Source organism: Thermogutta hypogea (assembly GCF_055386265.1).
Window position 1 is genome coordinate 1,998,564 of record NZ_AP042425.1, and the last position, 11,899, is coordinate 2,010,462.

The window sequence follows — 11,899 nt, forward strand, 5'->3', positions numbered from 1 at the left end:
GGCGGCTCGCTTCGCGATCGCAATCCTTTTTGCAGACGACGAGACCCCGAAAAGCGTCTCTTCCTCTGCGACGTTTCCTTTGCGACATGACGTCACGGTCCGGGTTGCAAATCCAGCAACGCCACGTCCTCGGCATCCAGCGCGATTTCCAGACGTCCCTCGCGGATGGGGAATTGTCGCCCGGTGACGAGGTCGCGCGCCGCATCGCGGGATTTCCACGCAGCCGCCAATTGGACGACCGCATTCCGATTTGCATCGCCGGCATTGAATACCGTGAGATAACGCTCGCCGAATCGTTCCAGGTGTATTTCCCGGCTCTCGGTCCGCGCCCAAGTCACGGGTTCCCAACCGGCTTCGGAAAGCAAACGGCACAGCGGAACATACCTGCGAAAAAGAGGTCGATCCCGCTCATACAACTCGGCTCGCCGAAAATAGTGCCCCGTCGAGGCGTCGGCGCTAAAAAAACCGGGAAACATCCCGAATGCCAATGATCGCTTCATGTACTTTTCGACCAAGTCCGCTCCAAATTGCTCGAACTCGGTGTTTTGAAGGAAGCAATACGGTTTCGGACCGCATAAGGCTCGGCGATATAACAACTCCGAAATCGTCATGGGCCGCCATTGCCCGCCCGGATTCCAGTCGGTTTCCGACCCGGCCACTTCCAAGAGAGGAACGAGCCAACACAAGTGGTACGGCGTGCCGTTGGCCATCATGTATTTACCCATGGCATGCACGTCGCGAGCAAGGGCGCGGACATATTCATACGCGATCAACCCACGAAAGACCGCCGGACGCAAATACTGAGAATCGAACGTCAGCGGTCGATCGCCCACAAAATGATCCCGCCGGAAGTTCAACTCATCCGTCACGTAACCCTCGCTGGAGTCGACGTACTCGCCGTCCAGGTCGGCCGCGCGGTTCGGACCGTATAAGCGATTGCGCAACGAATCGTTCCACTTCAGCCTGAAGTCCGTATGGGCTGCGGGGATTTGCGGCAAGGAGCACATGCTCCACACGGCTCCATTGCACCACGGCGTATCGAGCAAGCGAACGGGGATCCTACCATCGGAATCGCGAAAGCTGCTGCTCCGCCAGGCCAGTGCCCGCACATCGCCCCGCTCAGCCAAGTTCTCGGCAAACGCCGTCGCCGCGTCATAGGTTCTGGGAACATCCGGCGGCATGGCCATCCACCAAGTCATCGGCTCGGTATAGCGGAAGGTCACGATGCCGTGCTCGTCGTCCCAAGCGGTCTCGTTGTCTCCTTCTTTGAAGGCGAAACCGAAATCCTGCCAATCGCGCACCTCGCTGATCTTGGCGAAAGGCATCCACAGCCCGTGCCGAGCAAGACGGTTCACGAACGATTCCGGGAAGAGACGCTGATATTGCTCCCACGCCGCGCGAAAGGACCACTCCGGATCGAAGGCGAACGATACCAGACGCAACGTAGCCTCCGGTTTTTCCTTGGTAAGGCCCAAATCGAAGGCCGCGAAAAGCTCGCCCGTGCCCGCGCTATATCCGCAGCGGAACACAGCCGGGTAGGCCATGTCGATGCCCACTGCCCATCCCCGACTGCCGCCGGTAATAGCCGCCAAGGGCCAACGCGATAGTCCCCGGCCGGTCCCCGCCCGCGTCGCTGCAACGATCATGTATTCCCGATCCGGCGCCGTCCGTTCGGCAACGTCCGGTGCTCCGCACCACATCAACGGTTCTCCATCGTTTGCGCGAACCCACGCGTCCGGAAGGGAAAAAACCAAGGTCACCGCGCGATCCCGCCCGGTGGTATCCCTGAGCTTGACGTCGTAGAAGGCGGCGGGCTGGGGCGATTCTATCGCTGCGTCCTTCGATTGGGAAACGCGAACGTCCAACTCCAACCCCAGGGCCGCCCGCTCGATCGCCACGAAGTCGGAATCGGCCGCAACGTCTCGAACGCTGAAACCGTCGCGAGGGCGATCGGGCCGCAAACAAGGAACACCGTCGAATCGTACCACCGGCCCGTCGGTCTTCAGTTCGTGCAGTCGGGCATGGCGAAACGACGCCCGCCCGGAATGTCCGCGAAACAGCAGGTAGAACGAAACTCGCTTGACCGGCTTATCCGGGAAGATGAGGACTTTGGCGGGTTCCCAATCATGAGTACCCGGGGAGAACGCCGCGGTTTGTCCCCACAACGGCGTGCCGTCCTGATAGACCAAGTCCAAGTAAAGCGAGTAATTGGAATCCTTGCCGCCACCCACCTGTTCGGCTGCGCTCTCGGCGAAGGCCACGATCGGCGACGGTTCGGACTGGTTCAGCTCCAGACTTTGCACGATGCCCCGCTGGGCGGTCGCGGCACCGTTGTCGCAAATCAAGACACCGTCGTCACCTTGCACATACCCTTCGCCGTAAGGGCGCCAGGCATCCGGCTTGAGGAGGTTTTCCCCCTGCTCGCGGTCGCGGAATAAGCGGCGAACCACGGTCGGCCCCTCCGTAGCCTCGCCCGCCAATGCCTTCGCATCCGGGAAGGCCGCTCCGCCGATTGCCGCGACGGTAAGACACGCGACGATCGGTCCCAGCTTCGTCCCGCGTCTTCGCAAAACCTTCTCACCTTCGCCTTCGGCCATGCGCCGGCATCTTTGCAACCGCGACATCTTGCATACCTCCGCACTCCGCCCCGGAAGTCACGAACCGATCCTACCGCCCCACGTCCTCGAGCCGCACCTTCACGAAGAGCTGCTGATCTGCTTCCAGTCGCAGCGGCCGCTGGAACGTCAAGAGCAACCGGCCGTCGGTGCCGGAAGTCGTCACGGATATCTCCTGATCGTCCAGGGCGGCTTGGACCGCGGCGGCGCGAGTACCGGGAGGCAATCCCGCGATAAAACGATTGACGTCCAGAGACCCGTATCGCAGCTCGATCCGGCAAACCAGCTCTCCCTCTTTCAAGGACTGCCGATAGAGGCCCCAGCCTTGGGGCGCGGTGAAAAAGGACGCATGATCCTCGGGCCGCCAAACCGGCAAGAATCCGATCGTCTTTGCAGGACCGTCCATGATCGCGCCCTGGCAGGCCGTCAGTAGAGACCAGGAACTCATGGCCCGGGTATAGAACTTGCCGCATTCGTCATCCCCGAAGGGATTGCCCGAATAACCCCAACTCGTGTAATTCCCCGGCGACAGGCCCTGCCGCAATCGACCGTCGTATCGCAGGGCGATCGCCCGGGCCACGGTGAATCCTTCCCTCAGCAGGCCGCTCTGAATCATGGCGGCGGCGGCCGCATATTCAAAACCCGTCATTACCTCGCCGGCATATTGGATCGGTTTGGCCGGAATCGCGGTTCCCTCCGGCCAAACGAACATCTGCGTTCCGGCGTCCTCGTCGGCCACGAATTTTCGCGGACGCTGTGCCAAACCTTCCATGCGCCCCCGAAAATTGAAGAGGAACAGATGGCTCAATGCCGTCCGCACGTGGTCCTCCGGATAGACCGCTCCCAGGTCCAACTGCGATGCCCACCACTGTCCCAGAACTTGGTCGATGCCGCAACCGTCGCCGTAATCCTGATACGGCGTCGCTTCCGGAATCTGTACGTAATACCGGCCGTTGAACAAGGTGCGATCCTGCTCGGCCGCCCCCGCGAGGAATATCCGACGATAATGGTCGGCGGAATCGCCGTCGCTCACCAAACGGGCCATCTCCTCCGCGGCGCGCAAGGCCGCCAGATACAGGCTGCCCAGCCACGAGGAGCTGCCGCCCAATTCGCCGTCCAAGGTGTTCCACTGCGGACCGGAAGGCACGCCGTTTTCGTCCGAATCCCAGCGGCGAATCAAGTAGTCCATGGCCGCCTTGATACGGGGCCAATACGCCCGCAACCAAGCATCATCCGGCGACATGAGGTGCTCGCGGTAGGAATTCAGCACGACCCCGCATTGGCCGTCGAAAGCGGGGAAGGAATCGGGTTGCCGATGCGGAACGGCACCGTCCGCCTTTTGATATCGGAATTCCTGCTGCCGCATCAGCCGGGCGACGGCCGGGAAAAGACGCGCGTGCGCTTGGGCATAGTGCCACACGTGATTACAGTTGCCCATGCAGCAGCCGGCATCCGAATTACAACCTTCCCAGCCTCCGAAGTAGTCGTCCTTGGTCCAGAACACGGTTCCGCTGCGGAGAATGGCGGTCTGATTCGCGATCCGATCGATCAGCCAAACGGGCAGATTCGAGGCGTACAGAGTGTCGACATACAAACGGGTGCGGGCATAGAGCTCCCCCTCTCTCGCCAGCACGGCGTCGGTCACCTCCTCGGCGTTTGCCCACACCGATTCGTACTTGCGACCTTTGCCCCCCCAATTCCCCTGTCCCGCAGGGAGATCGGGGAAATACCAGGCCAGAACTACGGTAAGGGTCTTGCTCTCGCCGGGCGCCAAGTTGACGGGAGCTGCGATCGCCCCGCACAACGAACGCCCGCTGGGAGACGGCCCCGCGCCGCCTTCAACCGCCGTGCCGCGGAGCGTGCCTTCGCCGAATTGAGCAACCAGTTCGTTCAAGTCGTTCCAAGCCGGAACTGCGACGGCCTGGGGATCGCCCACGGCCAGAATCACGTCCCCCTGCCCTTTTCCCCCGCGTTCCATAACCAACCATGTCGCCCCTGCACGCCGGAGAATGCGATTGACGTTTCCCCCAAAGGCTGAATGACGATCACCTTCGATCGCCCCGTCGCCCCGGTATCCCGCCACGTTCTGCTGCGTCGCCAAAAACTCGAGAGCCGCGGGCGTCGTTCCGGGATTGTGAAAATGGAAGCGATGAATCACGCACGGAATAGCGGAATCCTCGGCTTCCAAGGGGATGAAGGGATTGTACACTTCCATGCTCACGCGGCATGGAATCGCGTCGTCCTCGAAGGCATATTCCGCGATAGGATATCGAGCACGCAACTTTACCGATTTCATGCCCGGAAACGGCCCCTCGGCAACGGTTTGCAAGGCCCGCACGGCGTACCCTTCCCCGACTTCGGCCCGAACCGCAAAGAAGCTGTTCGGGACGGCGCGGTAAGCGACGTTTCCAAAGATCTGCCAAGCATGTCTCCGGCCGGTGCCGTCGAAATGCACCGCTCCCACGCCGATTCCGCCTACCGGCAGATCGATGGCCGTCAAGCGTTCACCCTCGTAAACGGTCGGCTCGCCGGGGGCGAAAAGGGCCGGGTCTTGCATCAACTCCCGGCGTCGTTCTTCCCGGGCTTGTTCCAAGGCCGCTTCTTTGGCTGCGGCGTCGGCCAGCATGCGCCGCCGCAATTCCTCCGCCGCGAGACGCACCTCTCGAAATCCCATGGCGTCGGTATGACGGGCGATCTCTCCCTGATCCAAGACGCCCGCGTAGAGGGCAACGTGCGCCAATCCGCCCGCAAATCGCTCTGCCCCGGAAGGCTGCGATGAGGCGAGGTTCAACGGGCAGCCCCGCTGTTCAGTGTTCAGGGTCCAAGCGGTCTCGTCCGTCAAACAGGCCACACCGTTGACATAGACCGCCGTGCCGCCCGCCCCCGACGTCACGACCAGATGGTACCACTTGCCTTTTTCCAAAACGCCCGTCGCCGGGCGATACTGCGCCACCGATCGCCCGTTCCAAAGATCGATTGCGGAACGGTCGCCGTGGAGATGAACGCTCCATCGCGTGAGCTGATGATTGCCATCTTCGCGCATGGCGATCAGGCATGGATTGTACGGCATGGAATCGAATGCCGGCGAGAACCACAACTCAACGGTTATTTCCGAAAGATCCAAGTCAGGCCGCGGCCCCCAGGTCATGTGGCGTATCCCGTCGAACAACGCGGCTCTCTGCTCGTCCGGTCCTTGCCCCCAAACCGGTTCACCTCCGCGGACGGCATCCGCGGGAAGCTCCTCGGCCGTTTGCAACGGTGCATACCACTTGATGGTCGGAGTCCGGCGAACCAGGTCCTCGTAGTCCGACGCATCGGCGACACCGCTCCAGAATCCTAAAATGAGGCCGACAAAGACGGTTCCAAGGATTGCGTTCACGAGGCCACCTCTCAAGAGAGCACCACGGTGAAAGTTGAAGTCACGGCTCGAGAATACTCGCCGCCTACGTCCGGACCGATCACTCGAGTCCCAGTAATGCGATTCCTAAGAGCCACGGCAGGGGTAAACTGGGGGACTGCGTATCCGTCTATTCTTACACGTGAATCGGGAATGTACTCTAACAGTCGGAAGATCGCGCCGTCAACCGAAAGGGTCACCCCGCGTCACATTCCCCTGAAACAGGAAGGAATCCATGTCTCGCCTCAAATTGATCATTGTGCTAGCGCTTACGGCCTTGTTGGCCGTATTCGTGGTCCAAAACGCAGCGGCCTACGAGGTACGGTTCCTGATCTGGAATCTATCGATTTCGGGAGCGGCTCTCGTTTTCGTATCCGCGGCGGCGGGATTTCTTGCGGGGGTTCTGGTCGGCGGACGTATGTCGCATTCCGGCACCAAGCACGACACCGCGGCGAACCCTCACGACACGTGACGGTTCGCGGCTTCCGACTCTAATCGGCGGGCCGTCGCCGCCCGGGTCGAAGCGCTTTTCAGGTTGCCTCGCGCTGCCGCAAGCGATCGATCACGACGGCTAGAATGATGATCAGCCCGATGACGGCCTCTTGGACCCACTTGGGCCAGCCCATTTGCTGCCCGCCCATGTACAAGATGGTGATAATCAATGCGCCGATCACACTGCCCAAGATCGATCCCTGCCCGCCCATCAAGCTGCCGCCGCCGATGACGACGGCCGCGATGATGAATAGTTCGTAGGACACGGCCGAGGTGGGCTGCCCGATACCGCCGATAAACGAAAACTGCATCAAGCCCGCCAATCCGGCGAATAGCCCGGCCAAGGTATACGTCAAGATTTTGATCCGGGCCACGGGCACCCCGCACAGTCGAGCCGTCTCTTCATTCGACCCGATGGCGTACATGTACCTCCCGGGGCGCGTGTAACGCAGAAACAGCGCGGCGGCAACGGCCGCAAGGATCAGCACCCACACGCCGGGCGGAAGGATCCACATCCGCCAATTGGGATCTTGCGACGTCAGGGTGGGATCCATGAGTTGCGTGAGCCACGTGTCTTTGTGGGGATAAATGTCTTTTTCATCGGCCAGGCCTTTGGCCAAACCGCGAAAAATTCCCATCGTTCCCAGCGTCACAATGAACGGCACGACGCGGAGGCCCACGACGGCGATCCCGTTGCACAGCCCCGCCGATACGCTTACCAGGATGCCTGCCGCCAGGGCGAGCCAAGGGATCAGCAGCGGATATTGCTCGGCAAGGTATACCGTCTCCGTCGTCCCGGCCCCCGTCGTCGCCGTAACGTGCAGGTCCAGTACCCAAGCCACCGTCACCACGGTCAACGCGATCATCGATCCGACGGACAGGTCGATTCCGGCCGAGATGACGATCATGGTCATCCCGAGTGATGCGGTTGCGTACACGGCGCTTTGCCGCAGGATGTTCTCCAGATTCCGCGGTGAATAGAACTTGCCGCCCTCCACCGCAAGCGCGAAGAAGCCGAAGACGACGACCAGTGCCAAGAATCGCCCCAGCGAGTGAACCCAGGGACTTTGTCGCAGCAGCTTGACGCGGTCGGTCCATGATTCCGGCCTCGTCGGAAGAGTCGGGGGATTCTGGGATGAAGTCGTCATAGCGATTCCTCTTGTCCCGTGGCCTCCAGCATCAGGCGATGCTCCGTCCACTCCGAAGCGGCACGAGGCGGTCCGAGGACTCCCCGGCACATGACCGCGATCGAATGGCACACGCCGAGCAATTCCGGCAGGTAACTGGAGACCAGCAGAATCCCCTTCGCCCGTTTCCCCGGCGTCCCATCCGCTTGCGCCGCGTCGACGATCATGCGATAGATTTGGGCCTTCGATCCGACGTCGATTCCCCGCGTCGGTTCATCCAGTAGTAAGATATCGACGTCGGCATGGAGTAATCGCGCCAGCGCGACCTTTTGCTGGGTCCCGCCGGAAAGCGTACCGACGCTCTGCCAGGGCGAACGGCACTTGATGGCGAGGGCGTCGATCCAACGACGACACGCGGCGGCCTGCCGCGAGGGCAAGACCACGCCCGGCGGTCCCAAGTTCTCGAGCTTGGGTAGAGTAAGATTGTCGGCAATGGACAACCCCAATGCCAACCCCTCCTTCTTGCGATCCTCGCTCAAGAGGCCCATCCCTTGCCGCCAGCGCTGTTGCGGCGAAGCCGGGCCGAGGTAAGCCCCCACCCGGATACGTCCCGACGTCACCTCGTCCAAGCCGAAGATCGTCCGCAGCAACTCCGTTCTCCCTGCGCCCACCAATCCGGCGATACCCAAGATTTCGCCCCGTCGCAAAGTGAGCGTGGCCGATTGCGGTTTCTTTCGCCCCGCCAGCCCCTGGACCTCGAGGAGCGTCTCCCCGAGGCGCGGCTCGGCGCTGGGGTAGAGTTCGTCAACCTCTCTCCCCACCATCATGGCCGCTATTTCCCGCGGCCGCGTTCGAGCGGTCTCGCCGCCGCCCACCGTCTCGCCGTCCCGCAACACGGTAAAGCGATCGCTGATCTCCTGGACCTCTTCCAAGAAGTGGGAAATGTACACAACGGATATGCCCTGGGACTTCAGCCGCCGAATCAGAGCGAAGAGCTTCTCGGAGTCCTTGCCCGAAAGACTGCTCGTCGGCTCATCCAGCACCACGACCCTTGCTTGGACGGCCAGCGCGCGGGCGATCTCGACCATTTGGCGTTTGCCGGGAGATAATCTCCGCACCTCGACATCGGGAGCGATCTCGACCCCAAGCTGCTGCAAGGCCGCCGAGGCCTCCGCCCGCATCCTCCGCCGCGATACCCACGGGCCGCGGTACGGCTCCACACCCAGCAGGATGTTCTCCGCGACGGTAAGGTGCGGTGCCAACGACAATTCCTGATAGATCATGGCCACCCCGCGCCGCCGGGCGTCGAGCGGATTGGCGGGGCGATACGGTACCCCGTCCAATTCCATCCGGCCGGCATCCGGGATGCAAGCGCCCGAGAGGACCTTCATCAAGGTGCTCTTGCCCGCCCCGTTTTCTCCCACCAGGGCATGAACTTCGCCCGGGCGTACCTCCAGACGGACGCCGCGCAGGGCCGCCGTCGCGCCAAAACGCTTCTTGATGCCATCCATCAAGAGTCGCGGAGGAATGTCGGCTGCCGACGCCATCACCGGATCCTCGCAAGCGTTGTCAACGCAACCAAAGACCATCAATCGCCAATCAGGCCGGGCCGGCCGTGTCATTCCTTCAGACCGACCAAGCGGCGAACCTCCGCATCGGAGGCCAGCTTTTCCTTCGTCACCACGACCACGCCCGTGTCGATGATCGGCTCCACTTTCTCCCCTCGCAGATGCGAGACCAGCGTTTCGACGGCCAAGCGTCCCATCTTCCTCGGATTCTGAGCCACCAGAGCATCGACCGCCCCGCTTTGCAGGGCCTCGATCAAGCGCGGTGTGAAATCGAATCCGATGAAGCGAGTCTCGACCTTGACCCCGCTTTTCCGCAGGTCTTCCAGTGCGGCCAGCATTCCCAAGGTGGAGCGATCATTGCAAGCGAAGATGCCGTCGAGTTTCAACTCGTTATTCTCGACGAATTGCTCCAAGGTATTCGCCGCGGTCTTCTTGCAACCGGCTACGGTGGCATCCTCCGGGTAGGGATCGCCTGCAATCTCCAAACCATGCTCTTTAGCCGTGGCGATGAATCCCTCACCACGTGCCTCGGTGCTGCCGGTCCCTTGCACGAATCGTAGGACGAGGACGCGACCTTTCTTGTCCCCAAGCAATTCCGCCATATGCCGGGCCGCCAGAACCCCGCCCTGGCGGTTGTTGGTCGCAACGAAGCTGACGTGTGCGTTTCCGTCGATCTCCGAGTCGAAAATGACGACCGGAATGCCGGCTTTGACGGCGTTTTCCACAGTCCGCCGCTGGGCCGTGCGGTTGAGCGGCGCCAAGGCGATACCGTCCACTTGCAAACTGATCATGTTTTCGATGATCTTGTTCTGCTCCGCCAATTCGGTTTCGGTCAGCGGCCCCTCCCACTTCATTTCCACGTTCAAGGCCTGGGCTGCCTCCGCCGCGCCCTCTTTGACCGTTTCCCAGAATTCCGCTCCCGTACTCTTGGGAATGACGGCGATCACAAGTTTGCCGCTTTGCCGCCGACAGCCGCCGGCCGACAGGCCGAGGACCGCCAACGTCACCACGACCGCCGCAATTTTTCCCGCTCGCCTCATTTTCAATCCTCCTGTGAAATCCATCCGGCCGTTTGCCTGAGCATGATGGACGCGAGCACACCGTCGCGTAATCGTCCAGTTTAACCCCGCGCGAGCACGTTTGCATGCCGCCGCCTGATCCGGCGAAAAACTAGAACTAGAACGGTTCGCCGGCGTCGCGGGCGGGCCGATTCGTTGATCACGACCGCGACGGGGACGACGCTTGGGCTGACGCGAATTCGCAAGCGATTGACTTTCAGTCTGACCCGATAATAATGCTACAAGTTCGGTTTCCCCCTTTTTGCCCCGTGGTCCGTTTCACGTGAGGTTCCACCATGCGACGCTACTGGTTATCGATGACGATGTGCTTGCTGCTCTTGCTGCCGCAAGCCGCAAGCGCTCAGGTCCGCAATGAGATCGCCTTCCCGGATATTCCGGGCTACGTCACGCTGAAGTGCGACTTCCACATGCACACCGTGTTCTCGGACGGCTTGGTTTGGCCCACAGTCCGGGTCGATGAGGCGTTTCGCACAGGCTTGGACGCCATCGCTCTGTCGGACCACATCGAGTATCAACCGCACAGGGACGACGTACCGACGAAGCACAATCGACCCTACGAGCTGGCGGCGGGTCGGGCGAGAGAACTGGGCATCCTGTTGATTCGCGGCGCCGAAATCACGCGCGATACCCCGCCCGGCCATTTCAACGCGATCTTTCTCCAAGACGTGAATCCCTTGGAGCAGACCGAGTTCGTGGATGCCGTCAAGGCGGCCAATGAGCAAGGGGCCTTCGTGTTTTGGAATCATCAAGCCTGGAAGGGAGAAGAGCTGGGCCGCTGGCTCGACGTCCACACCACCCTCTACGAAAACAAGTGGCTGCACGGTATGGAGGTCTGCAACGGGAATTCTTACTATCCCACCGCTCACCGCTGGGCTTTGGAAAAGAACCTCGTCATGATCGGCAACTCCGACATCCACGCTCCGGACCTCTTGCAGAAGAACACCTCCGCCGAACATCGCACAATCACCCTGGTGTTTGCCGCGGAACGTAGCGTTGAAGCGATTCACGAAGCGCTGCGGGCGGGACGTACCGCCGTATGGTGGAAAGACAAGCTGATCGCTCGCCCCGAGCTGCTGCAGGCCGTCGCCGAAGCGGCAATCCAGATCGATGCTCCGTATTTGCGATCGAAAAACGCCGTTTGGTTCCGTGCTCGCAACCTGTCCGAAATGGATATCACGTTGGATCGCAGGGGCAACGTGGGGCCGACTCAGGTCGTTCTCCCGGCGCGCACCACCGTGGGTGTGCGCGTAAACGTTCCGGACGCCTCGCAGCCGATCACGTTGGATTACACGATCAGCAACTTCCTGGTCGCGCCGGAAACCGGCTTGCAGGTGACGTACACGATTCCGGCGCCGTAACGGCGGACGGCCTCCCACGCGTCGGTTCCGGCTTGGGATCGAACCGTGCCCCGGAATCATTGCGCCGTCGGGAAGCCGTGCATCGCATAAGCCGGCAATAGTCCGACGAGAAGCCGCTTTTGCCCGCGTTGCACGATCACGCCGTGCGACGCGGGCTTTCTATTTCAGCCGCTAAGGCTTGGGAGAAGGACGGTGACGACGGCGCATCCGGGCTTCCGTTTGCGGCGTGCTGCGGCGCGTGCTACCGTTGGGCAACGGTCGAC

At 61.6% G+C, this 11,899-nt stretch carries 7 protein-coding genes; 2 read left to right on the forward strand and 5 right to left on the reverse strand.

Going from position 1 to position 11,899, the window contains the following annotated elements; all coding sequences use genetic code 11:
* Positions 1-92: 92 nt before the first annotated feature.
* Together ACZ5B4_RS07175 and ACZ5B4_RS07180 are read right to left on the reverse strand one after the other, a co-directional pair.
* Positions 93-2,597, reverse strand: a complete 2,505-nt coding sequence (locus tag ACZ5B4_RS07175) for a hypothetical protein (protein WP_464913749.1) — start codon at positions 2,595-2,597, stop codon at positions 93-95.
* A gap of 70 nt (positions 2,598-2,667) precedes the next feature.
* Positions 2,668-5,994 (reverse strand): GH116 family glycosyl hydrolase, encoded by a 3,327-nt coding sequence (locus ACZ5B4_RS07180; RefSeq protein WP_464913750.1) that lies wholly within the window; start codon positions 5,992-5,994, stop codon positions 2,668-2,670.
* 253 nt (positions 5,995-6,247) lie between these two features.
* On the opposite strand from ACZ5B4_RS07180, the gene ACZ5B4_RS07185 reads away from it, so the two are divergent.
* Positions 6,248-6,484, forward strand: a complete 237-nt coding sequence (locus ACZ5B4_RS07185) for a LapA family protein (RefSeq protein ID WP_464913751.1) — start codon at positions 6,248-6,250, stop codon at positions 6,482-6,484.
* A gap of 58 nt (positions 6,485-6,542) precedes the next feature.
* Here ACZ5B4_RS07185 and ACZ5B4_RS07190 read toward each other — a convergent pair whose 3' ends face one another.
* The 3 genes from ACZ5B4_RS07190 to ACZ5B4_RS07200 all read right to left on the reverse strand — a co-directional run bounded on the left by ACZ5B4_RS07190 (position 6,543) and on the right by ACZ5B4_RS07200 (position 10,239).
* Positions 6,543-7,652, reverse strand: a complete 1,110-nt coding sequence (locus ACZ5B4_RS07190) for an ABC transporter permease (protein ID WP_464913752.1) — start codon at positions 7,650-7,652, stop codon at positions 6,543-6,545.
* Positions 7,649-9,178, reverse strand: a complete 1,530-nt coding sequence (locus ACZ5B4_RS07195; RefSeq protein ID WP_464913753.1) for a sugar ABC transporter ATP-binding protein — start codon at positions 9,176-9,178, stop codon at positions 7,649-7,651. The genes ACZ5B4_RS07190 and ACZ5B4_RS07195 overlap by 4 nt, the downstream gene beginning before the upstream one ends.
* Positions 9,179-9,249: 71 nt before the next feature.
* Positions 9,250-10,239, reverse strand: a complete 990-nt coding sequence (locus tag ACZ5B4_RS07200; RefSeq protein WP_464913754.1) for a substrate-binding domain-containing protein — start codon at positions 10,237-10,239, stop codon at positions 9,250-9,252.
* A gap of 314 nt (positions 10,240-10,553) precedes the next feature.
* Here ACZ5B4_RS07200 and ACZ5B4_RS07205 point away from each other — a divergent pair, with 314 nt between their 5' ends.
* A complete protein-coding gene (locus ACZ5B4_RS07205; RefSeq protein ID WP_464913755.1) occupies positions 10,554-11,636 on the forward strand; it encodes an Sb-PDE family phosphodiesterase in 1,083 nt (360 codons plus the stop codon).
* The last annotated feature ends 263 nt before the right edge of the window (positions 11,637-11,899 follow it).